Annotated in this window: 20 protein-coding genes; all 20 read left to right on the forward strand. The window is 60.3% G+C overall.

The window, feature by feature from the left end:
- Positions 1–32 precede the first annotated feature (32 nt).
- The 20 genes from tssB to ACYZT5_RS25160 all read left to right on the forward strand — a co-directional run bounded on the left by tssB (position 33) and on the right by ACYZT5_RS25160 (position 22,905).
- On the forward strand, positions 33–536 hold the full coding sequence (gene tssB, locus ACYZT5_RS25065) for a type VI secretion system contractile sheath small subunit (RefSeq protein WP_282376254.1): 504 nt from the start codon (positions 33–35) through the stop codon (positions 534–536).
- 28 nt (positions 537–564) lie between these two features.
- Entirely contained in the window at positions 565–2,040 is a 1,476-nt protein-coding gene (tssC, locus tag ACYZT5_RS25070) for a type VI secretion system contractile sheath large subunit (RefSeq protein WP_094469955.1), read from the forward strand.
- Positions 2,041–2,052: 12 nt separating this feature from the next.
- Complete coding sequence (gene tssE, locus ACYZT5_RS25075) at positions 2,053–2,460, forward strand: type VI secretion system baseplate subunit TssE (RefSeq protein WP_008150080.1); 408 nt, start codon at positions 2,053–2,055, stop codon at positions 2,458–2,460.
- Between the two features lie 10 nt (positions 2,461–2,470).
- Positions 2,471–2,971, forward strand: a complete 501-nt coding sequence (locus tag ACYZT5_RS25080) for a PAAR domain-containing protein (RefSeq protein WP_462047859.1) — start codon at positions 2,471–2,473, stop codon at positions 2,969–2,971.
- 14 nt (positions 2,972–2,985) lie between these two features.
- Complete coding sequence (locus ACYZT5_RS25085; protein ID WP_462047860.1) at positions 2,986–3,810, forward strand: hypothetical protein; 825 nt, start codon at positions 2,986–2,988, stop codon at positions 3,808–3,810.
- Positions 3,800–4,144 carry a hypothetical protein gene (locus tag ACYZT5_RS25090; protein ID WP_462047861.1) on the forward strand — a complete coding sequence of 115 codons (345 nt, stop codon included), beginning with the start codon at positions 3,800–3,802 and terminating at the stop codon, positions 4,142–4,144. Before ACYZT5_RS25085 ends, ACYZT5_RS25090 begins: the two co-directional genes overlap by 11 nt.
- Complete coding sequence (locus ACYZT5_RS25095; RefSeq protein WP_462047862.1) at positions 4,141–4,413, forward strand: hypothetical protein; 273 nt, start codon at positions 4,141–4,143, stop codon at positions 4,411–4,413. Before ACYZT5_RS25090 ends, ACYZT5_RS25095 begins: the two co-directional genes overlap by 4 nt.
- A gap of 24 nt (positions 4,414–4,437) precedes the next feature.
- On the forward strand, positions 4,438–6,225 hold the full coding sequence (gene tssF, locus ACYZT5_RS25100) for a type VI secretion system baseplate subunit TssF (protein WP_462047863.1): 1,788 nt from the start codon (positions 4,438–4,440) through the stop codon (positions 6,223–6,225).
- Positions 6,189–7,196 (forward strand): type VI secretion system baseplate subunit TssG, encoded by a 1,008-nt coding sequence (gene tssG / locus ACYZT5_RS25105; RefSeq protein WP_462032585.1) that lies wholly within the window; start codon positions 6,189–6,191, stop codon positions 7,194–7,196. The genes tssF and tssG overlap by 37 nt, the downstream gene beginning before the upstream one ends.
- Positions 7,197–7,209: 13 nt before the next feature.
- Positions 7,210–9,864, forward strand: coding sequence for a type VI secretion system ATPase TssH (gene tssH, locus ACYZT5_RS25110; RefSeq protein ID WP_462047864.1), 2,655 nt, complete (start codon positions 7,210–7,212; stop codon positions 9,862–9,864).
- 10 nt (positions 9,865–9,874) lie between these two features.
- Positions 9,875–11,395 carry a sigma-54 interaction domain-containing protein gene (locus tag ACYZT5_RS25115; RefSeq protein ID WP_462047865.1) on the forward strand — a complete coding sequence of 507 codons (1,521 nt, stop codon included), beginning with the start codon at positions 9,875–9,877 and terminating at the stop codon, positions 11,393–11,395.
- Positions 11,396–11,488: 93 nt separating this feature from the next.
- Complete coding sequence (locus ACYZT5_RS25120) at positions 11,489–11,629, forward strand: type VI secretion protein (protein ID WP_462047866.1); 141 nt, start codon at positions 11,489–11,491, stop codon at positions 11,627–11,629.
- 17 nt (positions 11,630–11,646) lie between these two features.
- Positions 11,647–12,843, forward strand: a complete 1,197-nt coding sequence (gene tagH, locus ACYZT5_RS25125; protein ID WP_462047867.1) for a type VI secretion system-associated FHA domain protein TagH — start codon at positions 11,647–11,649, stop codon at positions 12,841–12,843.
- A gap of 5 nt (positions 12,844–12,848) precedes the next feature.
- Positions 12,849–13,349 (forward strand): type VI secretion system lipoprotein TssJ, encoded by a 501-nt coding sequence (tssJ, locus tag ACYZT5_RS25130; RefSeq protein ID WP_462047868.1) that lies wholly within the window; start codon positions 12,849–12,851, stop codon positions 13,347–13,349.
- Between the two features lie 2 nt (positions 13,350–13,351).
- The gene (gene tssK / locus ACYZT5_RS25135; RefSeq protein ID WP_462047869.1) at positions 13,352–14,683 is read left to right on the forward strand and encodes a type VI secretion system baseplate subunit TssK; all 1,332 of its coding nucleotides are present in this window, start codon (positions 13,352–13,354) and stop codon (positions 14,681–14,683) included.
- Positions 14,684–14,688: 5 nt separating this feature from the next.
- Entirely contained in the window at positions 14,689–15,564 is an 876-nt protein-coding gene (icmH, locus tag ACYZT5_RS25140) for a type IVB secretion system protein IcmH/DotU (RefSeq protein WP_149631550.1), read from the forward strand.
- Between the two features lie 13 nt (positions 15,565–15,577).
- A complete protein-coding gene (gene tssM / locus ACYZT5_RS25145; RefSeq protein ID WP_462047870.1) occupies positions 15,578–19,102 on the forward strand; it encodes a type VI secretion system membrane subunit TssM in 3,525 nt (1,174 codons plus the stop codon).
- The gene (locus tag ACYZT5_RS25150; RefSeq protein WP_462047871.1) at positions 19,102–19,830 is read left to right on the forward strand and encodes a PP2C family protein-serine/threonine phosphatase; all 729 of its coding nucleotides are present in this window, start codon (positions 19,102–19,104) and stop codon (positions 19,828–19,830) included. The genes tssM and ACYZT5_RS25150 overlap by 1 nt, the downstream gene beginning before the upstream one ends.
- Positions 19,827–20,828, forward strand: a complete 1,002-nt coding sequence (locus tag ACYZT5_RS25155) for a serine/threonine-protein kinase (protein ID WP_462047872.1) — start codon at positions 19,827–19,829, stop codon at positions 20,826–20,828. The genes ACYZT5_RS25150 and ACYZT5_RS25155 overlap by 4 nt, the downstream gene beginning before the upstream one ends.
- Before the next feature lie 28 nt (positions 20,829–20,856).
- Positions 20,857–22,905: a type VI secretion system Vgr family protein gene (locus ACYZT5_RS25160; protein WP_462047873.1), complete on the forward strand. Its 2,049-nt coding sequence runs from the start codon at positions 20,857–20,859 to the stop codon at positions 22,903–22,905.
- Positions 22,906–22,921: the final 16 nt, after the last annotated feature.

Raw genomic sequence — 22,921 nt, forward strand, 5'->3', positions numbered from 1 at the left:
GCCCCAGGGCCACAACCGCACGGAGAAAAGCCATGGCCAAAGAAGGCTCGGTAGCCCCCAAGGAACGCATCAACGTCACTTTCAAACCTGCCACCGGTGGTGCACAGGAAGAGATTGAACTGCCGTTGAAACTACTGGCAATCGGTGACTACACCCACCGCAAGGACGAACGCAAAGTCGAAGATCGCAAGCCGATCAGCATCGACAAAATGACCTTCGACGAAGTGCTGGCCAAGCAAGAGCTGAGCCTGACGTTGAACGTGCCGAACCGCCTTCAGGAAGAGGGCAGTACTGAAGAGCTGGGCGTGCAACTGCGCGTCAACTCGATGAAGGACTTCAACCCGGCCAGCCTGGTCGAGCAAGTGCCTGAGTTGAAAAAACTGATGGAACTGCGCGACGCGCTGGTGGCCCTCAAAGGCCCGCTGGGTAACGCGCCTGCGTTCCGCAAAGCCATCGAAGGCGTTCTCGCCGACGACGAATCCCGCGGTCGCGTACTGGGTGAGCTGGGCCTGAACGCCGCAGCCCAGGACGCCTGAGTCTCCATCAGCCAAGGAAGCCAACACAATGAGCACTAGCGCAGCACAGCAAAAGAGCAAAGAGAACGGCGAATACAGCATTCTCGACAGCATCATCGCCGAGACCCGCCTGACGCCGGACGACGAAGCCTACGACATCGCCAAGCGTGGTGTGTCGGCCTTCATCGAAGAACTGCTCAAGCCGCAAAACAACGGTGAGCCGGTCAAGAAAGCTATGGTTGACCGCATGATCGCCGAGATCGATGCCAAGCTCAGCCGCCAGATGGACGAAATCCTGCACCACCCGGCCTTCCAGTCCCTGGAATCGTCGTGGCGTGGTCTGCAGTTGCTGGTTGATCGCACCAACTTCCGCGAAAACATCAAGATTGAAATCCTCAACGTCTCCAAAGAAGACCTGCTGGACGATTTCGACGATTCGCCAGAAGTGATGCAGTCTGGCCTGTACAAGCACATCTACACCGCTGAATACGGCCAGTTCGGTGGTCAGCCGGTTGGCGCAATTATCGCCAACTACTTCATGTCCCCAAGCTCGCCGGACGTGAAACTGATGCAGTACGTCTCCAGCGTTGCCTGCATGTCCCACGCGCCGTTCATCGCGGCTGCCGGCCCGAAATTCTTCGGCCTGGAAAGCTTCACCGGTCTGCCGGACCTGAAGGATCTGAAAGATCACTTCGAAGGCCCGCAATTCGCCAAATGGCAGAGCTTCCGCCAGTCGGAAGACTCCCGTTACGTTGGCCTGACCGTGCCGCGTTTCCTGCTGCGTAACCCGTACGACCCGGAAGAAAACCCGGTCAAATCGTTCGTGTACAAAGAAACCGTCGCCAACAGCCACGAGCATTACCTGTGGGGCAACACCGCCTACGCGTTCGGCACCAAGCTGACCGACAGCTTCGCCAAATTCCGCTGGTGCCCGAACATCATCGGCCCGCAGAGCGGTGGCGCGGTTGAAGACCTGCCGTTGCACCACTTCGAAAGCATGGGCGAAATCGAAACCAAGATTCCGACCGAGGTGCTGGTTAGCGACCGTCGTGAATACGAACTGGCCGAGGAAGGCTTCATCTCCCTGACCATGCGCAAGGGCAGCGATAACGCGGCGTTCTTCTCCGCCAGCTCGGTGCAGAAGCCGAAATTCTTCGGCATCAGCGCTGAAGGCAAGGCTGCAGAGCTGAACTACAAGCTCGGCACCCAACTGCCGTACATGATGATCGTCAACCGCCTGGCTCACTACTTGAAAGTGCTGCAGCGCGAGCAACTCGGTTCGTGGAAAGAACGTACCGACCTCGAGCTGGAACTCAACAAGTGGATCCGCCAGTACGTGGCCGACCAGGAAAACCCAAGTGCCGAAGTGCGTGGCCGTCGTCCACTGCGCGCTGCCCAGATCATCGTCAGCGATGTTGAAGGCGAGCCTGGCTGGTACCGCGTCAGCCTGAACGTGCGCCCGCACTTCAAGTACATGGGTGCCGATTTCACCCTGTCGCTGGTTGGCAAGCTGGACAAAGAGTAAGCGGAGCGACTCATGACTGGATACGGCAGCCTTTTCGAACGCCTGGGTGGCGACGCGGACAAACGCGTCGGCTGGAGCCGCGAGGTCTCCGCCATGGCGTCCGTGGCTGCCCATCTGGCCAAGATGCTCAGCACCCGTGCGGGCAGCGTGCAAACGCTGTCCGATTACGGGCTACCCGATCTCAATGACATGCGTCTGAGCCTGCACGACTCCCTGAGTCAGGCCCGTTTGGCCATCGAAAATTTCATCGAAGCCTACGAGCCACGCCTGAGCAATGTGCGTGTCATTTCCCTGCCGCGTGACCACGATCAGCTTCGCCTGTCCTTCAGCATCGAAGGCTTGCTGGAAGTTGATGGTTTCAAGCGTCAGGTCAGTTTCGCCGCGCGCCTGGATGGCAGCGGTCAAGTCAAGGTCAACTAAGGAGATTCGTATGTCCGGCAAACCCGCAGCGCGCGTCACCGACCCCACCGCTTGCCCGCTCCCCGGCCACGGCACCAACCCGATCGCCGCCGGTTCCGGCGACGTCTTCTTCGACGGCCTCGCGGCCGCCCGCCAAGGCGATGCCTCGGCGTGTGGTGGTGCGATGTCGGGCGGGTTGGCGACGACGGTTTTGATTAACGGCAAACCGGCTGCGACGGTTGATTCCGTTGGGACGCATGGCAACAAGGTTACGGCTGGGTCCGGGACGGTGATTATCGGGAATTCGCATTCGCCGGTGCCGTTTGTTCCCCCAATTCCATTGGTGATCCCGGGATTCGATGCGCAACTCCAACTGAAGAATGGTTTGGGCAATCCGTTGGCGGATACCAAATATTTGATCCGTCGTCAGGATGGTTCGCTCGAAAGCGGAATCACCAATGAGTTGGGTTTGACTCATCGGGTAGCTGCGCATAAGAGCTCCGAAAAAATCGAAGTCTTTATTGAGAGCTAAGGGAGTAGTCGTTCATGGCAGAGCCTGAAAAAATCAATAAAGATGGACAGGAATATGTGCCTGCTGGCGCTGCTCCAAGCACTAAGACCTCTGAGGTTACACCCATCGAGTTAAAAGTGTGTCGTTGTCATGGAAAAGAAGTCACTACGTTAAGCGGGTACGACAGTGTTCCGAGTTACTCCGGAGAGCTGCCTTCTCCTCTACAAATAATGTGGTATGTACCCAAAACCAAAGAACTGCTCAAAGCAAGTTTTTCCGACACTGAGATACGTGTCTGGGTAAAGCAGGCAGCCGAATATTATGGCATTCCTCATATTCTGCTGGCGGTCATTCTGCAGCAAGAAAATGGACCTAAAGGCAGTAAGTTTCTTCAGACAATGCAATTCGGCGAGCGATCGTTAACGACTCTGCTGGCCATTGTTGACAATATGGCTTTTGACGCCGTTCCTGATAAGTTGGCCGGTGGTTCCAGTGGTTTTGCCAATATGAGTCGGGCTACGTTGCAGAACTCCGTTAAATACACCGAGAATTATTACTGTAAAAAGCCATTACCCGAAGATGTTCAGTACCGGATTTTTGGCTGGAACCAGGACACTCGAATCCCCGGTGATGACTGGAAAGCAGATCTCTATTATGCCGCGGGCCATCTGCGTGAACTCATCGACCGAGCCACAGGGGCCCGCTGTCATTCCGGGTCACTGACACCAGGGCTGCTGAAGAAAGTCATTGCGTCTTATAACGGTTCAGGTCCGCTTGCCGAAAGGTATTCAAGCGATGCAATGAGGTTGTTAGAAAATGCAAAAGCAGGCACTGCATGGTTGTATTTCTATGAAAAATAAAATCTCGGGACCTACCATTTTCGTGTTGGCAGCCGGTGTTTTAGTCTTGGGGGGCGTCATGTGGACTAACTTTTTTTCCAATGCGCTGATGTTGGCAATGGATCGCGTTAATTTCATTCCTGCGGAATCTTCAATTTTCTCTTTCGAGCCGTATGAGATAAATCAAGGATCTTCCTCTTATTGGATCTATGGTCAGGATCGCGATAACTATTATTATTTTTCTTATGAGGCGACGGCACCTTATATATTTATTTCAAAGTCTAATGATTGTCAGGGCTTTGATCGGCTGAACTTCAAAACATGGTGCACGGCGAAACCGGGCGGTGAGAAGTGATCGAGTTTTCGGTTTGGTTAATATCCACTGGTTTTGGCGTGCCTTACTCCGTGTCGAACAAATTCGCGGGAAGTAGGTACGCGCCGCTGACGTTCATTCCTTTTTACGCCGTCCCTTGGGTGATTTGCGGGCTGGCGCTTGTACTACTGGGGAACCTTGCCGGGTTCCCGATGATGTTCGGCTGGTTGGCCTTTTTACCGTACCTGCTCATCGCAGGCTACGTGGTTTCCGGTCTGACGGTCGCGCTCTACAGGACAGTTTTTTCATGAGATCCACTACCAGGCAGGTAACCCGTGTCCTTTAACCACTACTACCAAAGCGAACTCACCGCACTTCGCCAGTTAGGTCGTCGATTCGCCGAGCGTAGCCCGGCGTTGGCGCCTTTCCTGGGGCAGGCCGGGCGGGATCCGGATGTGGAGCGGTTGCTGGAGGGCTTTGCCTTTCTGACTGGCCGCCTGCGCCAGAAGCTCGACGACGAGTTGCCGGAACTGAGCCACTCGCTGATGCACCTGCTGTGGCCCAACTACATGCGGCCGCTGCCGGCGTTCAGCATTTTGCAGTTCGATCCGTTGAAGCGTTCGGGTCCTGCGTTGATGGTCGAGCGCGACACGCCGGTCGAGAGTGTGCCGATCGATGACGTGCGTTGCCGTTTCCGCACCTGCTACCCGACCGAGGTGTTGCCGCTGGATCTGGCCGCGCTGAATTACTCGGTGAAAGGCGACGGTTCGCTGTTGAGTCTGCGTCTGGAAATGAGCGCTGACGGTCACCTTGGCGAACTGGAGCTGAGCCGTCTGCGTTTGCACTTTGCCGGCGAGCGCTACATCAGCCAGATGCTGTACCTGAGCTTGTTGCGCAACCTGGAAGGTATCGAACTGGTCCCGCTGGACGGCGCCGGCAAACCCATCAACGGCGCCAACGGCACGCCGATGGCGTTCAAGATGCCCGGCGACCGCGTGCAACCGGTGGGTTTTGCCGAAGAAGAAGCGTTGATCCCGTATCCGCTGAACACCTTCCGCGGCTACCGCTACCTGCAAGAGTATTTCGCCTTCCAGGACAAATTCCTGTTCGTCGATATTAACGGTCTGGACCTGCTCAAAGCGCTGCCGGAAGACACCCTCAAGCAGGTGCGCGGCCTCGAATTGCGCTTCGATATTCGCAAGAGCGGCATCATGCGTATGCGTCCGACCCTGGACAACGTGAAACTCTACTGCACGCCGATCGTCAATCTGTTCAAGCACGATGCGTTGCCGATCCGCCTCGATGGCAAGCAGGACGAATACCTGCTGTTGCCGGCCGAATTCGGCCTGGAAAACTGCGGCGTGTTTTCCGTGGAAACCGTCACCGGCTGGAAGCCCGGCGGCCTTGGTTATCAAGAGTACGTGCCGTTCGAATCGTTCGAGCACGACCCGAGTTTCGACGTGCCCAACAGCCGTCCGCATTACAGCATCCGCCAGCGTTCGTCCTCGTTGCACGACGGCCTCGACACTTACCTGAGCTTCGGCATTCGCCACACCGAAGCCCACGAAACCCTGTCGATCGAGCTGATGTGCACCAACCAGAACCTGCCGCGCAAGCTCAAGCTCGGCGACATCAGCATGGCCTGTGAAGACACGCCGGAGTTCCTGAGTTTCCGCAACATCACCCCAGCCACTCCAAGCTATGCGCCGCCGCTGAACCGTGACTTCCTCTGGAAGCTGATCAGCAACATGTCGCTCAACTATCTGTCGCTGGCCGACGTCAATGCGTTGAAGGTGATTCTCGAAACCTACGACCTGCCGCGCTACTACGACCAACACGCGGAAAAAGTCAGTAAACGCCTGCTGGGCGGGCTCAAGTCGATCAAACACCAACACGTCGACCGATTGCACCGAGGGTTGCCGGTACGCGGTTTGCGTACCGAACTGACCATCGACCCGGAAGGGTATATCGGAGAGGGCGACCTGTTCGTTTTCGCTTCGGTTCTTAACGAGTTTTTCGCGCTTTACGCCAGTCTCAATTCGTACCACGAGCTGCGAGTAAAAAGCACACAGGGAGAGGTGTACCAATGGACACCACGTATGGGTCTGCAACCCCTGCTTTAAGCGGGCTGACCCGGGTAATACGCGAGTACTCGCTGTTTCAGGCCGTGCTGCTGGTGGTTGACCGGCTGCGCGAGGCGCACCCGTACCTGAGCGAAGACGATCTGTACGACCAGCTGGAATTCCAGGCCAATCCGAGCCTGGGTTTCCCCGGCAGTGATGTCGATCGCGTGGAGTTTTTCGAAGAGCACGGGCAGATGCGTGCGCGTTTGCGTTTCAACCTGATCGGCCTGGTCGGTTCCGGTTCGCCGTTGCCGGCGTTCTACGGCGAGCAGGCCTTGGGCGATAGCGAAGACGGCAACCCGACCCGCCACTTTCTCGACCTGTTCCACCATCGCCTGCAACGGCTGATGCTGCCGATCTGGCGCAAGTACCGCTACCGCGCGAGCTTCCAGAGCGGCGCCCTTGACCCGTTTTCTTCGCAACTGTTTGCGTTGATCGGCCTCGGTGGCGAGGAGATCCGCAAGGCCCAGGAGCTGAACTGGAAACGCCTGCTGCCGTACCTCGGTTTGCTCAGCTTGCGGGCGCACTCGGCGGCACTGATCGAAGCGGTGCTGCGTTACTACTTCAAACACGCCGAGCTGACCATCGAGCAGTGCATCGAGCGTCGCGTCGAAATTCTCGACGAGCAGCGCAATCGCTTGGGTCGCGCCAACAGCCTGCTCGGCGAAGACCTGGTGCTGGGCGAACACGTGCGCGACCGCAGCGGCAAATTCCGCATTCACATCCGTGAACTCGACTGGCAACGCTTCCACGAATTCCTGCCGATCGGTTTCGGCTACCAGCCGCTCTGCGCGCTGGTGCGGTTCACCTTGCGTGACCCGCTCGATTACGACATTCGCCTGGTCCTGCGACAGGAAGAAATCCGCGAACTGCGCATCGGTGAGCAGAACGCCTGTCGCCTGGGATGGACCAGCTGGCTCGGCCGCGAAAAAGCGGACGGCGTGGTGACCCTGGGCAGCAAAATTCATTAAGGACGTGAGACCTATGATCAACGTAGACCTGCAACAACTTATCCAGGCGCTGGACGCCGAAACCCGTCGTGACCTGGAAAGTTCGGCCGAACGCTGCGTCGCCCGTGGCGGCAGCAAGATCCTCGTCGAAGACTTGTTGCTGGGCTTGCTGGAGCGCCCGCAAGGCCTGCTCGCACGCGCGCTGCAAGACGCCGACGTCGATGCCGGTGAACTGAGCGCCGCGTTGCAATCGCGGGTCGAGCACAGCGCTTCGCGTAACCCGGTGTTTGCTCCGGAACTGGTGCAGTGGCTGCAAGACGCGTTGCTGGTGGCCAACCTTGAACTGGGCCAAAGCCAGGTCGAGCAAGCCGCTTTGATCCTTGCGTTGCTGCGCAATCCGATGCGCTACGCTGGCAGCCGCTATCAGTCGTTGCTGGCCAAGCTGAACATCGAACGCCTGAAAGAATTCGCCCTGTCGCAAAAAGAGCAACCGGCCACCGGTAAACCTTCCGTGCCGGGCGAATCGCTGCTGCAGCGCTTCACCCACAACCTGACCCAACAGGCCCGCGACGGCAAACTCGACCCGGTGTTGTGCCGCGATGGCGCGATCCGGCAGATGGTCGACATCCTTGCCCGCCGCCGCAAAAACAACCCGATCGTGGTCGGTGAAGCCGGCGTCGGTAAAACCGCGATCGTCGAAGGCCTGGCCTCGCGCATTGCGGCCGGTGAAGTGCCGCAAGTCTTGAAAGGCGTCGAGCTGCTGTCGCTGGACATGGGCCTGTTGCAGGCGGGCGCCAGCGTCAAAGGTGAGTTCGAGCGTCGCCTCAAAGGCGTGATCGACGAAGTCAAAGCCTCGCCGAAACCGATCATCATCTTCATCGACGAAGCCCACACGCTGATCGGCGCGGGCGGCAACGCTGGCGGTTCCGACGCGGCCAACCTGCTCAAGCCAGCCCTGGCCCGTGGCGAGTTGCGCACCATCGCCGCCACCACGTGGGCGGAGTACAAGAAGTACTTCGAAAAAGACCCGGCCCTGGCCCGTCGCTTCCAACCGGTGCAACTGCACGAACCGACCGTCAGCGAAGCGGTGACCATCCTCCGTGGCCTGGCTCAGGTTTACGAGAAGAGCCACGGCATCTACTTGCGCGATGACGCCGTGGTTGCGGCGACCGAGTTGTCCGCTCGCTACCTCGCGGGCCGTCAGCTGCCGGACAAAGCCGTCGATGTGCTCGACACTGCCTGCGCCCGCGTACGTATCAGCCTCGCTGCCGCCCCGGAAAGCCTTGAGCGCCTGCGTGGCGAACTGGCTGAAGGCGGCCGTCAGCGTCAGGCTCTGCGTCGCGATGCCGAGGCCGGTCTGTTGATCGATCACGAAGCGCTGGACGCTTTGGAAGATCGTCTGGCCGAAGCCGAAGATGAGAGGGTCGCGCTGGAAACGCTCTGGACCGAACAGAAAGAACTGGCCGAGCGCCTGCTGGACCTGCGTCAGCAACTGGCCAAGGCGCGCGAAGCTGCTGCCGTCGAACCAACCGTCACGGTTGAAGAGGACGCCGAAGGCACCGTGATCGAAACCCTCGAAGTGCCAATGGACGAAGCGCAAAGCGTCGAGTCCCTGGAAGCCTCGCTCAACGAAACTCACAAAACCCTGACCGAGCTTCAGCTCAAAGAACGTCTGGTGAGCTTCGAAGTCTGCCCGCGTCTGGTGGCCGAAGTGATCAGCGCCTGGACCGGTGTGCCATTGGCGCAATTGGCCCGTGAGCACAACGCCAAGGTCGCGAGTTTCGCCACCGACCTGCGCACGCGCATCCGTGGTCAGGAACAAGCGGTTCACGCATTGGATCGCTCGATGCGCGCTACCGCTGCCGGCTTGAACAAACCTGATGCACCGGTCGGCGTATTCCTGCTGGTTGGCCCGAGCGGCGTCGGCAAGACCGAAACCGCGCTGGCGCTCGCTGATTTGCTGTACGGCGGTGATCGTTTCATCACCACCATCAACATGTCCGAGTTCCAGGAAAAGCACACCGTCTCGCGCCTGATCGGTGCACCGCCGGGCTACGTGGGTTACGGCGAGGGCGGCATGCTCACCGAAGCGGTGCGCCAAAAGCCTTACTCCGTCATCCTGCTCGATGAAGTCGAGAAAGCCGACCCGGACGTGCTCAACCTGTTCTACCAAATCTTCGACAAAGGCGTGGCCAACGACGGCGAAGGGCGCGAGATCGACTTCCGCAACACGCTGATCCTGATGACCTCGAACCTGGGCAGCGACCGCATCAGCGAACTCTGCGAAAACGGCGCGCGCCCATCGGCCGAAGTCCTCGAAGAAACCATTCGCCCGGTCCTCAGCAAGCACTTCAAACCGGCGCTGCTGGCACGGATGCGTGTGGTGCCTTACTACCCGGTGGGTGGCCCGGTGCTGCGCGAGCTGATCGAAATCAAACTCGGTCGTTTGGGCGAGCGCCTGAACCGTCGTCAGCTGGATTTCACCTACTCGCAGGACCTCGTCGATCACTTGGCCGAACGCTGCACCCAAAGCGACAGCGGCGCGCGCCTGATCGACCATTTGCTCGACCTGCACGTGCTGCCGCTGGTAGCCGACCGTTTGCTTGATGCGATGGCCACCGGTGAAAGCCTCAAGCGTGTCCACGCGACGCTCGACGGCAACGCCAGCGTGACCTGCGAGTTCGCCTGAGGTGGGTGTGATGTTCACTCAAGTGCCGCAGCCGCTGGTGTATGCCGAAGCCTTGCTGGCGCAGTTCGCCAGCTTGTCGCGGGCGGCGGACGGTGCTGCGCTGTTGGGTGACTTCGTGCGCGGGTTGGCCGAGCTCAGCGGTTGCGAGCTGACGCAGCTGTACTTGCTGGACGCGACCCACACGTGCCTGGGGATGAACGCCGAGTGCTTGGACGGGATTCTGCAACCCCGGGAAGCGGCGAGCCTGCCGGCGGATTACAACGGTGAACAACTGTTGCAATTCGCCCTGTGCCAGAACCGTGCGGTGTGCCTCAGCGAGCTGAGCGGCAGCCTGCACGAAACCAGTTTTCTGCCGCCTCAGGCCACGCCTTGGCAGTCGCTGTTGTGTGTGCCGCTGGTCAATCAGCAGAAGGCCGTCGAAGGCTTGCTGCTGTGTGCCAGTCGCCGGCACATCGACCTGCAAGGTTTCGCCGATTCCCTCGGTCAACTGGGCTCGTTCGTCCTTGGCCAACTGCATTTGCTGCAGCGTTTGCGTCAGCCGACCGGTGATGCACGACCGGCGAAGGTCAGCGTCCCGAGTGCCAGCGGATACGGTTTGATCGGCAAGAGTTCGGCCATGCGCCAGACCTATTCGCTGATCAGTAAAGTCCTGCACAGCCCGTATACCGTGCTGCTGCGCGGCGAAACCGGCACCGGCAAGGAAGTGGTTGCGCGAGCGATTCACGATTGTGGCCCGCGACGCTCCCAGGCGTTCATCGTGCAGAACTGCGCGGCGTTCCCCGAGAACCTGCTGGAAAGCGAACTGTTCGGCTACCGCAAAGGTGCCTTCACCGGTGCAGATCGCGACCGTGCCGGGCTGTTCGACGCGGCCAACGGCGGCACCTTGCTGCTGGATGAAATCGGCGACATGCCGTTGTCCCTGCAAGCCAAGTTGTTGCGCGTGTTGCAGGAAGGCGAGATCCGTCCGCTGGGCTCCAACGACACCCACAAGATCGACGTGCGCATCATCGCCGCGACGCATCGGGATTTGTCGGTGCTGGTCAGTGAAGGCAAATTCCGCGAGGACTTGTACTACCGCCTCGCGCAATTCCCGATCGAGTTGCCGGCCCTGCGTCAGCGCGAAGGCGACATCCTCGACCTGGCCCGGCACTTCGCCGACAAGGCCTGCTCGTTCTTGCAGCGCGATGCGGTGTGCTGGTCCGATGCGGCGCTGGATCACCTGTCCGGTTACGCCTTCCCCGGCAACGTGCGTGAACTCAAAGGCCTGGTCGAACGCGCGGTGTTGCTGTGCGAGGGCGGTAAGTTACTGGCCGAGCATTTCTCTCTGCGCATGGAAGCCATGCCGGAAGACAGCAGCGGCCTGAACCTGCGCGAACGCCTGGAACAGGTCGAACGCAGTCTGCTGCTCGATTGCCTGCGCAAAAACGACGGCAACCAGACCCTCGCCGCCCGCGAACTCGGGCTGCCACGCCGCACGCTGCTGTACCGCCTCGGGCGCCTGAATATCAATCTCGGTGATTTCGATGGCTAGGCAAATGACCGTCGACTTCACCTCATCCGCTTTTGATAGCGCCGCCCAAACGGGTCGGCGCTTTGTACTTTGTCTACCCCTGGAGACCCTCTGATGTCTGTTCGTCACTGGCAAGCCGTCCTGCTGACCCTCGTCGTTCTATGCGGCCTCGGCGGCTGTAGCGGTAATTACAAATTCAACGACAACAACTATCGCCCATTGGGTGATCCGCAGGCGGTCAATCGCGGCAAGTGACCGCAAGGAGTCTCACCATGGAACTGGTTTTCGAAATGCTGAACACCAAGCAGTTCGTGCCCACGGATTTGTGCCAGAAGACCTTCAAACAGGCCGGCGGCGTGATCGGCCGGGGCGAGGATTGCGACTGGATCATTCCGGATCGCAAGCGTCACCTGTCCAACCACCACGCGTTGATCAGCTACCGCGAAGGCACGTTTTTCCTGACCGATACCAGCAGCAACGGTATCCAGGACAGCGAAAGCGGCGCGCGCCTGCGCAAGGGCGAAGCGATGCGCATCGAGCACGGCAGCGTCTATGTGCTGGGTGACTTCGAGATCCGTGCGCGACTGGTTTGCGACCCAGCGACCTTCGACGTAGAAGTCGGCCGTCCGCAAGCGGCGGGCAGCATCATTCCGGACGATGCGTTTCTGGACCTCGATCCGCTGAATGCCCTCGATCAGCAGGAGCGCGTGTATTCGGAAATCGACGAACTGATCTCCCCGAGCACAACCATCGAGGACACCCGTCAGCGCGCCGACTATGCGCGCATCGACATGGAAAGCCTGATGGTGCCGGAGTTGATCAACGCCCCGGCAGAGCCAGTCCCCGCGCCACCGCCGAAAGCGGTCGAGCGTCAGAGCGACGGTTTCTGGGAGCACTTCGGTGCGGCATTGGGCGTGGACCTCAAAGGCATCGACCACGACGCCCGCGAAGCCCTGGCGCTGAACGCTGCACGCCTGCTCAAGCAAAGCGTCGGCGGTTTGCAGCAAAGCCTGCGCACCCGCAGCGAACTGAAAAACGAACTGCGCCTGGCCCAGACTACCGTGCAAGGCACCCACAAAAACCCGCTGAAATTTGCCGTCGATGCCGGTGAAGCGCTGGGCATTCTGTTGCAGCCGAACAAACCGGGTCAGTTGCCGGCCGAGCAGGCGATCTCCCGTGCGTTCCGCGATTTGCAGGCGCACCAGGTCGCCCTGTTGACCGCTAGCCGCGCTGCCGTTCGCGGCACGCTGGAGCACTTCTCGCCACAGCAATTGACCCTGCGATTCGAGCGCGACAACAAGCCGTTACTCGCCACGTCCGGCAGCCGCTGGAGAGCTTACGGTCGTTATCACCAGGCCCTGCGTCAGGACGATGACTGGAGCGAGCGCCTGCTGGCCCGCGACTTCGCCCAAGCCTACGAAGAACAGATCCGCCTGATTTCCACCCTTCACACCGACCACCAAGGATGATGCGCATGTCTCGCTGCTCGACCGCTTTTTTCAAGATGCTGACTGCGCTCACCGCCCTGGTGCTTCTGGCCGGCTGCTCGTCGCTGTCGCCGTATTCCCACGTCACCAAACTCAACCTGAAGCTGACCGCCAGCGATCAGCTGAACCCGGACCTCAACGGGCGTCCGTCGCCGATCGTTGTGCGTCTGTTTGAGCTCAAGCATCCGGTGACGTTCGAGAACGCTGACTTCTTCAGCCTGTACGAGCGCGCCAAGGAATCCCTGGCCCCGGACCTGGTGGCCAGCGAAGAAATCGAGCTGCGTCCGGGTGAAACCGTGGAGATGAAACTCAGCGTGGAGGAGGGCAGTCGTTACGTCGGCATCCTCGCCGCCTACCGCGATCTGCCGGAAACCAAATGGCGCTACACGGTGCAAGTCACCCCGGTGGAAGTCACCGACGCTGATCTGACCCTCGACCAGGCTGGGATTCGCAACAGCAACGAAACGCTCGCCAAGGCGGATGACTGATCATGAAATCCCATAAAGTGATTTGGCAGGAAGGCATGCTGCTGCGCCCGCAGCACTTCCAGCATAACGATCGCTACTACGACCACCAGATGAAGACCCGCACTCAGTTGCTGGGCAGCTACACCTGGGGCTTCCTGAACCTGGACATCGACTTGCAGTTCCTCAACATGGGCAAACTGGTGATAAGCCAGGCCTCGGGGATTCTGCCGGACGGCAGCCTGTTCGAACTCGGCGGTAACACCGAGCCGCTGGCCCTCGACGTGCCGCCGAACACCGGTCATACGCCGATCTACCTGGCGCTGCCATTGGTCACCGGCAACCACATCGAGTCGCGCCGTCCGGAGCAATCCGACGTGCTGGCGCGCTACACCGCGTACGAAGCGGAAGTGGCCGACTCCAACGCCGGCGACGACTCTGCCAGCCAGGTCAGCTGCGGCCGTCCGGACTTCAAGCTGTTGCTCGGCGAGCAGCAAAGCGACCAGGCCTACGTGAAACTGAAGATCTGCGAAGTGCTCGACACCACGCCCGACGGCGTGATCAGCCTCGACCCGGACTTCGTCCCGACCTTCCTGCAGGCGCATTCGTCCAGCTACCTGCTGTCGTGCCTCAAGGAAGTCATCAGCATGCTCGGCCACCGGGGCGACACCATCGCCGAGCGCATCCGTTCCAACGGCAAGGTGGGTGGCGCGGAAGTCGGTGACTTCATGATGCTGCAACTGATCAACCGCACCGAACTGTTGTTGCGCCACTACCTCGGCCTGGAACAGGTTCACCCGGAAGAGTTGTACCGCACGCTGTTGACCATGCTCGGCGATCTGGCGACTTTCTCCAGCGACAGCAAACGCCCGCGTCTGGACAGCCGTTACCAGCACAGCGACCAGGGCGCGAGCTTCCGCAAACTGATGGAAGCGATTCGTCAGGTGCTGTCGATGGTGCTCGAACAGCACGCCATCGAACTGGTCCTGCAAGCACGTCAGTACGGGATCATCGTCTCGCCGTTGCACGACCACAAACTGCTCGGCTCGGCCTCGTTCGTGCTCGCCGCCAGTGCCAACTGCGACTCCGAAGAACTGCGCCATCGCTTGCCGGCGCACCTCAAGGTCGGCCCGGTGGAGCGCATCCGCCAACTGGTCAACCTGCATCTGCCGGGCATCAAGGTCAAACCGTTGCCGGTGGCCCCGCGGCAGATCGCGTTCCACTCCAACAAAACCTATTTCATTCTCGAACTCAGTTCCGAAGACCTGGCACAACTCGAGCGCTCCGGCGGCTTCGCGTTCCACGTGTCCGGCGAATTTGCCGAGCTTGAACTGAAATTCTGGGCCATCAGGAACTGACCGACATGATCAAGGACATGGAACACAACCAGGACGATAAAACCGTCCTGCTCGACCGCCAGGGCCACGGCCCGGCGCAAAGTCCGCTGACAGATTTCGCTGCACCACCGCGTTTCGAACAGCTCGAAGAACGGATGATTTACGCCGCGCGCCTGCGTCCGGCCGAAGCCTTCAACATCAGCCTCAACTCGCTGGTAGCCGCAGCGTCCGACCTGTTGTCGGAAGTGGTGCGACTCAAGCACAGCGACACCCGCGAAGACATGTACGCGCTCAACGAGCGACTGACGGCCGGGTTGAAACTGTTTGAAGTGCGTGCACTGCACAACGGCGCCGAAAGCAGCCAGGTGATGGCCGCGCGTTACGTGCTCTGCACCGTGGTCGATGAAGCTGTCGTGACCACGCCGTGGGGCAACGAAAGCGAATGGTCGCAGATGAGCCTGCTCAGCAGCTTCCACAACGAAACCTTCGGTGGCGAGAAGTTTTTCCAGCTGCTGGATCGCCTGTCGAAAAACCCGGTCAAGCACCTGCCGATGCTGGAACTGATGTACCTGTGCCTGTCGCTGGGCTTCGAGGGCAAGTACCGCGTGCAAGCTCGCGGCATGCTCGAACTCGAAGGCATCCGCGACGCCTTGTATCGTCAGATTCGCCAACTGCGCGGCGACGTGCCGCGCGAACTGTCGCCGCATTGGGAAGGCTTGAACGATCAGCGCCGCAGCCTGGTGCGCATCGTGCCGGCGTGGATGGTGGTGCTGTTCACCGTGGTGTGCCTGGTGGTGATGTATTCGGGCTTCGCCTGGGTATTGGGCGAGCAACGCGAAACCGTTCTGCAACCTTATCAGCAGCTAGATCCGGCCGCGGTCCAGCCGCAGTCGCAGCCGTAAACAGGGACGTGTGATGAAAAAGTTTTTCAAGAAAGTCGGCGCATTCTTGCGCAAGACCTGGGTCTGGACCTTGCTGGTGGTGCTGTTCGTCGCGCTGTTGGTGTGGTTCGTCGGGCCGCTGTTGGCAGTCGATGACTACAAGTTCTGGGAAGGTTCGACCTCCCGCCTGCTGACCATCAGTGTGCTGTTCCTGATCTGGGGCCTGACCATGGTCTTCGTCAGCTGGCGCGCTGGCGTACGCAAGAAAGCCATCGAAGACACCGAAGACGGCCAGGATCGTATCCGCCGTGAAGAGCTGATCGACGAAGAGCAGAAAGAGCTTCGCGTACGCTTCAAGGATGCGTTGAAAACCCTGAAGACCTCGAGCCTCTATCGCGGTCGCAGCGAGCGCTGGCGCAGCGATTTGCCCTGGTACTTGCTGATCGGTCCTCAGGGCAGCGGCAAGACCAGTTTGCTGGACTTCTCGGGCCTTGAGTTTCCGATCAACAAGATCGACCGCAAGCTGACCCGCGACACCCTCGGCACCCGTCATTGCGACTGGTACTTCGCCGACCACGGCGTACTGATCGACACCGCCGGGCGTTACCTGACCCAGCCGGATGCCGAAGTCGATGGCAGCGCCTGGAGCACCTTGCTCGACCTGCTGCGCAAGCGTCGCCGCAACCGTCCGTTGAACGGCGTGCTGGTGACCATTCCAGTAGAAATGCTGCTGGGCAACACCGAGCAAGACCTCGATACCCTGGCCCGCCAGGTGCGTGCCCGTCTGCAAGACGTGCATCAAAAACTCCACGTTGACGTGCCGATTTATCTGGTCCTGAGCAAGGCCGACAAGCTGCTCGGTTTCGACGAGTTCTTCGATCAGCTGACCCGCGAAGAAAGCGATCAGGTGCTCGGCACCAGCTTCCGCAAAGAGCAGAGCGGCACCGACGTCGCCGTCCTGCGCGCCGAGTTCGAAGAGCTGCTGCGTCGCCTGAACAGCCAAGTGATCATGCGCATGCACCAGGAGCGCGACACCCAGCGCCGTGGTCGCATCCTCGACTTCCCGCATCAACTGGGGCAGATCGGCGAGCGCTTGTGCCTGTTCGTCGACATGGCGTTCACCGGCAACCGCTACCAGCGTGTCAGCCAGTTGCGCGGTTTCTACCTGACCAGCGCACCGCACCTGACTCAAGAAATGGACCAGACCACCGCCGGCATCGGCGCCAATCTGGGCATGAACGCCGGCGTGCTGCCGACCTTGCGCAGCGGCCGTTCGCGCTTCATTCACCACTTGCTCAGCCGGGTGATTTTCCCTGAGGCCGATCTGGCCGGTCTGGACAAGCGCGAACGCAGCCGCATCCATTGGGGTCAACGTGCCCTGTACGTGGGCGCACTGGCGGCACTGGCGCTGTTCGGCATGCTGTGGGCGGGCGGATTCTCGGCCAACTACGAGCGCTTGGAAAACCTGCGTAACCTGGCACAAAACTGGACTCAACAGCGCTCGGCCCTGACCGCGCGTGATGACTCCATGGCGGTGCTCAAGACCCTCGACACCCGCTATGCGGCGACTCAGGTCTTCCCGAAAAAAGGTGACGTGTCGTACCACGAGCGTGGCGGTCTGTACCAAGGTGAAGACGTCAATCCAGTGGTCAAGGACGCCTACGAGCGTGAGCTCGAAGCGCAACTGCTGCCGAAGGTCGCGACGCTGCTGGAAGGGCAGATCCGCGCCAACATGAAAGACCGCGAACGCCTGCTCAACAGCCTGCGTGCGTACCTGATGTTGAACATGAAAGACCGTCGCGACGGCCCGTGGCTCAAGGATTGGGTTGCCACCGAATGGTCCCAGCGTTACGCCGGCAACACCGCAGTGCAGAACGGTTTGAACACGCACTTCGAACGTTTGCTCAAGCAGCCGTTTATCTACCCGCTGAACGATCAACTGGTAGCGCAAGCGCGTCAGGTGCTGCGCAGCGAGTCGTTGGCCAACGTGGTTTACCGGATGCTGCGCGAGCAGGCCCGTAACCTGCCGGAATACCGTTTGAGCCAACACTTGGGCCCACAGGGTGCGCTGTTTGTCGGCACCGAATACGTGATCCCGGGTTTCTACACCCAACAGGGTTATCAGCAGTACTTCTCGGTTCAGGGCTCTGCGCTGGTCACCGATATCCTGCGTGACAACTGGGTGCTGGGCGAAGGCTCGGGCATCAGCGGCATGGACTTGCGTCGCCTGATGGTCGAACTGGAGCAACTGTACTTCCGCGACTACGCCAACTTCTGGAGTGAAGCGGTCGGCCAGGTTGCCTTGCCACCGATCAACGACGCCGGTGAAGGCGCCGAACAACTGGCTGGCCTGACTTCTGCCAACTCCCCAGTGCTGCAACTGCTGGTGGAAGTGCGTGAGAACACCCGTTTCCCGGTGATCGCCGACAGCGCTGATGAAGCTGCCGAGGCCGCGGACAAACTGGGCGAGAAGGGCGGCAAACTCGGCAAACTTGCGGCGGCCGCGGCTGACAAAGCCGCAGACATGACCAAGAACCTGCCCGACACCGCGAAGAAATCCCTGCAACGTCGCTTCGAACCGCTGCACCGTTTGCTGGATGACAACAACGGCCCGGCCGCTGATTTGACCCCGGCGCTGACGGCGCTCAACGACCTGCAACTGCAACTGGCGAGCCTGGCGCGTGCCAGTGCGCCGGAACAGGCTGCGTTCGAAATGGCCAAGACCCGCATGAGCGGCCAGCGTGATGCGCTGAGCAACTTGCGAAATGCCTCGAACCGTCTGCCGCGTCCGGTCAGCGTGTGGTTCAACGTCCTGGCCGAAGACACCTGGCGTCTGGTGCTGAACGATTCCTACCAGTACCTGAACCAGCGTTACCAGAGCGAGCTGTACAGCTTCTACGGCAAGGCGATCAACAAGCGGTATCCGTTCAGCGCCCACAGCACCAGCGACGTTGCGATCAGCGACTTCCGCGAGTTCTTCAAGGCCCAGGGCATCGCCGACCGCTTCTTCGAGAACTACATGCGTCCGTTCGTGAGTGGCGATCCAGGCAACTACCGTCTGCGCAGCATCGACGGCCACAGCATGCCGATCTCCAAGGTCTACCTCGACCAAATGGCCGCGGCACAAGTGATTCGCCAGAGCTTCTTTTCGATCAATCCGGCCGAGCCACAAGTGCAGTTCAAACTGGAGCCGTACACCCTCGACCCGGCGGTCAGCCGTTCCGAGTTCAAATTTGGCGACAAGACCATCGAATACCGCCACGGCCCGATCGTGCCGGTGTCATTCAAATGGCCGACCGACACTGAAGACGGTCGCACCAGCCTGGTCCTCGACAAAATGGCCGGCCGCCCGATCGGCATCGAGAAGAACACCGGCCCATGGTCGCTGTTCCGTCTGTTCGACCTGATGCAGACCGAGTACCTGAGCGGTCGCGATGTACTGGTGCTCAAAGCTGACGTGGGCGGCCTGCGCGCCAACTACTTGCTGTCGAGCCAGCGCACACCGAACCCGTTCGACATGGGCGTGCTGCGTACCTTCCGTATGCCGGTGCAGCTCTGATGCTGGTTGCCAGTCCCTGGCGCAGCGCTGCGCGTACCGATCCGGGCAAGGTTCGGGCGCGCAACGAAGATGCTTTTCTGGACTGTCCACAGCAGGGGCTGTGGGTGGTCGCGGACGGCATGGGCGGTCATCAGGGTGGCGACATCGCCAGCCAGTTGATCGTCGCTAGCCTGGCGGAATTGCCGGTGCAAGACGACTTCGACGAACGACTCAAAGGCATCCGCCAGTGCTTGCACTGGCTGAACCGCCGTCTGGGTCAGGAGTTGACCGTCACTGCCGGGCGCCACGACAGCATCATGGGCAGCACCGTGGTGGCGCTGCTGGTGGAAGGCAATCGTGCGGCTTGCATCTGGGCCGGCGACAGCCGTTGCTACCTGTGGCGTGGCCAGCGTTTGTATCAGCTGTCCAAGGACCATTCGCTGCAACAGCAACTCATCGACGAGCAACACATGAGCGTCGAAGACGCTCGTGCGCATCCTTCCGCTCACGCGCTGACCCGAGCGGTCGGCGCTGCCGAGCAGTTGACGCTGGATGTGCTCGAACTCGAGGTGTACCCCGGCGATGCGTTTCTGTTGTGCAGCGATGGTTTGTACCAGGGGCTGAGCACCGATGCCTTGGGCAACGCCCTGAGCCTGACCGCGCCGCATGTTGCGCTGGAGCGTCTGTTCGACGGCGCTCTGCGTGGCTCGGCCCGGGACAACTTGACTGCTGTGGTGATCCGACAATGACTCAACTCATGCCGCCGCTCGACGACCTGCTGGTGACCGACGAGGAGGCCAGTAACCTGACTTACTTTGCATTCGCCAAATCCCATCAGGCTGAACTTGCGCTGGCGCCGACCAAGGCCAGCGTCGGCGAAATGCCGGACGTACTCGCAGGCCGTTACCGCATCGAGCGCCTGCTCGGTGCCGGCGGCATGGGCGCGGTTTACCGTGCACGGGATCTGTTGAGCGAGCAGTTCGGCGATCCCGACCCTTACATCGCGCTGAAAATCCTCAGCGAAGAATTTGCCGAATCGCCGGACGCCAGTGCCTTGCTCTACAGCGAGTTCGCCCTGACCCGACGACTGCGCCACGACAACGTGCTGCGTTTGCACAGCTTTGAAGTGGACACCGACTGCCAGCGCGCCTTCATCACCATGGAACTCATGCGTGGGCTGACCCTGGACAAATTACTCTGCGAGCGGCCGCTGGGCCTACCGTGGAAAGAACTGCGCGACATCGCGCTGCCGCTGCTCGACGCGCTGGCCTTCGCCCACGCTCGCGGCGTGCTGCACGGTGACATGAAACCGAGCAACGTCATGCTCAGCGAAGAAGGCGTGCGCCTGTTCGACTTCGGTCTGGGCCAGGCCGAGGAGGGCATCTTGCCCGGCCTGCCACACCTGAGCCGCAGCCGCTTCAACGCCTGGACTCCCGGCTACGCCGCCCCCGAACTGCTCGAAGGCCAATCGCTGTCGGCCAGTGCAGATGTCTATGGCGTGGCCTGCGTGTTGTACGAATTGGCGGGTGGCAAGCACCCGTTCCGCCGCTTGCCCTCGACCGAGGCCCGCGACGGCCACCTCGAACGCGAGCTGCACGCCCCCAGGAATCTCCCGAAACACTGCTGGCCAGCCCTGAGAACGGCGCTGGCTTTCGATGCGGCAGATCGAATGATCACTGCCGCCCAACTGCGTGACGCTATGGGCGCCACATCGACTTGGCTGCAACGCCTGCGACGTCGGGCGTAACGGATGACTACCGAACAGGGAGCAAGCAATGTTCAACCCCGCTAACGAAACCCACTTCAGCCTGACCGTTGACGGCTCTCAAGGCGATCAGGTCGGCGACCTGCAAGTGCTGTCGTTCACCGGCACCGAAGGCATCAGCCAGCCGTATCGCTTCGACCTGGAACTGGTCAGCGAAAACCCCGACCTGGACCTGGAAAAACTCCTGCACAAACAGGCATTCCTCGCGTTCGATCCGCAAGGCAGCGGCATCCACGGCCAGATCTACCGCGTCGCCCAAGGCGATGCCGGCAAGCGCCTGACCCGCTACAAAATCTCCCTGGTGCCGCAACTGCAATACCTGCACCACCGCACCAACCAGCGCATCTACCAGCAGATGTCCGCGCCAAAAATCATCACGCTGATCCTCGACGAGCACGGCATCAAGGGCAACGCCTACAAATTCCAGTTGAGCCAACCGTGCCCGGATCGCGACTACTGCGTGCAGTACGACGAAACTGACCTGCATTTCGTCCAGCGCCTGTGCGAAGAAGAAGGCATTCACTACCACTTTCAGCACAGTTCCAAAGGTCATCTTTTGGTATTCGGCGATGACCAGACAGTGTTTCCGAAACTCGGCCAGCCCACCGCCTACGTCCAAGGCAGCGGCATGGTCGCCGATGAACCGGTGATCAAAGGCTTCAAACTGCGCCTCGAAACCCGCACCGGCCGTGTCACCCGCCGCGACTACGACTTCGAAAAACCGCGCCTGCAACTCGAAGCCGCCTACAAACCCGACGGCGAGAGCACCGAGCCAGACCTCGAAGACTACGACTATCCCGGCCGCTTCCTCGACCGTGCGCGCGGCAAATTCCTTAGCCAGCGCGCCCTCGAACGCGACCGCGCCGACTACCAGCAAGCCGAAGGCCATGGCGACCAGACCACCCTCGTCAGCGGCCACTTCCTGGAAATGTCCGACCACCCGCGCACCGAGTGGAACGACCTCTGGCTGCTCACCGAAATCGTCCACGAAGGCAAACAGCCGCAAGTCCTCGAAGAGTCGGTGACCAGCGACACCACCGACAAAAAGGACGACTTCCACCAGGGCTACCGCAACCGCTTCCTCGCCACGCCGTGGGACGTGTTCTACCGCCCGGCCCTGCAACACCCGAAACCCCGCGTCCTCGGCAGCCAGACCGCCATGGTCACCGGCCCCAAAGGCGAAGAAATCCACTGCGACCCATACGGCCGCATCAAAGTGCAATTCCACTGGGACCGCGAAGGCCTGGCCGACGACAAAACCAGCTGCTGGATGCGCGTCTCATCGAGCTGGGCCGGCGACCGCTACGGCGCCATCGCCATCCCGCGCATCGGCATGGAAGTGCTCGTCACCTTCCTCGAAGGCGACCCCGATCAACCACTGGTGACCGGTTGCCTGTACCACAAGGAAAACCTCGTCCCCTACGACCTGCCGGCGAACAAAACCCGCAGCGTGTTCAAAACCCTCAGCTCACCGGGCGGCGGCGGGTTCAATGAACTGCGCATTGAAGACAAGAAAGGGGCGGAGCAGATTTTCATTCATGCCCAGCGGGATTGGGATGAAAACGTTGAGCATGATCAGAAGATTCGGGTTGGGAATGAGCGGCATGACACCGTCGAGAAGAACACTTACACCGAGCTCAAAGCTGAAGAGCATCGCACCACGATTGCGGATCGCAAGACTGAAGCGCGGATGGATGACCACCTGACGATTGGGCAGAACCAGCATGTGAAGCTGGGAACTGCGCAGCTGACTAGCGTTGGGAAAGAGATTCATCTGAAGGCTGGGGACAAGATTGTCATCGAAGCCGGGATGGAGCTGACAGTAAAAGCAGGTGGTAGCTTCATCAAGCTCGATGCCGGCGGCATCACAGTTGTTGGGCCGGTGGTGAAAATTAATGCCGGTGGGTCTGCTGGGAGTGGGACGGGGATTGGGATTAAACCGCCGGTGCTGTCGGGGGCTGCGGATAAGGATAAGGCGGGGAGTTTGATGGATCAGGCGTTGGGGAATGCGCCGCCTGAGAAGGTTAAACCGAAGGCTTTTTTTGTATTTTCTGAGTGATGAAATTCGTGATTAG

It is taken from the genome of Pseudomonas sp. LB3P14 (assembly GCF_054898045.1).

Excerpts from the sequence above, each read along its gene's own strand:
- tssB (WP_282376254.1), top strand. The coding sequence starts at position 33 with ATGGCCAAAGAAGGCTCGGTAGCCCCCAAGGAACGCATCAACGTCACT.
- tssC (WP_094469955.1), top strand. The coding sequence starts at position 565 with ATGAGCACTAGCGCAGCACAGCAAAAGAGCAAAGAGAACGGCGAATAC.
- tssE (WP_008150080.1), top strand. The coding sequence starts at position 2,053 with ATGACTGGATACGGCAGCCTTTTCGAACGCCTGGGTGGCGACGCGGAC.
- ACYZT5_RS25080 (WP_462047859.1), top strand. The coding sequence starts at position 2,471 with ATGTCCGGCAAACCCGCAGCGCGCGTCACCGACCCCACCGCTTGCCCG.
- ACYZT5_RS25085 (WP_462047860.1), top strand. The coding sequence starts at position 2,986 with ATGGCAGAGCCTGAAAAAATCAATAAAGATGGACAGGAATATGTGCCT.
- ACYZT5_RS25090 (WP_462047861.1), top strand. The coding sequence starts at position 3,800 with ATGAAAAATAAAATCTCGGGACCTACCATTTTCGTGTTGGCAGCCGGT.
- tssG (WP_462032585.1), top strand. The coding sequence starts at position 6,189 with ATGGACACCACGTATGGGTCTGCAACCCCTGCTTTAAGCGGGCTGACC.
- tssH (WP_462047864.1), top strand. The coding sequence starts at position 7,210 with ATGATCAACGTAGACCTGCAACAACTTATCCAGGCGCTGGACGCCGAA.
- ACYZT5_RS25115 (WP_462047865.1), top strand. The coding sequence starts at position 9,875 with ATGTTCACTCAAGTGCCGCAGCCGCTGGTGTATGCCGAAGCCTTGCTG.
- ACYZT5_RS25120 (WP_462047866.1), top strand. The coding sequence starts at position 11,489 with ATGTCTGTTCGTCACTGGCAAGCCGTCCTGCTGACCCTCGTCGTTCTA.
- tagH (WP_462047867.1), top strand. The coding sequence starts at position 11,647 with ATGGAACTGGTTTTCGAAATGCTGAACACCAAGCAGTTCGTGCCCACG.
- tssJ (WP_462047868.1), top strand. The coding sequence starts at position 12,849 with ATGTCTCGCTGCTCGACCGCTTTTTTCAAGATGCTGACTGCGCTCACC.
- tssK (WP_462047869.1), top strand. The coding sequence starts at position 13,352 with ATGAAATCCCATAAAGTGATTTGGCAGGAAGGCATGCTGCTGCGCCCG.
- icmH (WP_149631550.1), top strand. The coding sequence starts at position 14,689 with ATGATCAAGGACATGGAACACAACCAGGACGATAAAACCGTCCTGCTC.
- tssM (WP_462047870.1), top strand. The coding sequence starts at position 15,578 with ATGAAAAAGTTTTTCAAGAAAGTCGGCGCATTCTTGCGCAAGACCTGG.
- ACYZT5_RS25150 (WP_462047871.1), top strand. The coding sequence starts at position 19,102 with ATGCTGGTTGCCAGTCCCTGGCGCAGCGCTGCGCGTACCGATCCGGGC.
- ACYZT5_RS25155 (WP_462047872.1), top strand. The coding sequence starts at position 19,827 with ATGACTCAACTCATGCCGCCGCTCGACGACCTGCTGGTGACCGACGAG.
- ACYZT5_RS25160 (WP_462047873.1), top strand. The coding sequence starts at position 20,857 with ATGTTCAACCCCGCTAACGAAACCCACTTCAGCCTGACCGTTGACGGC.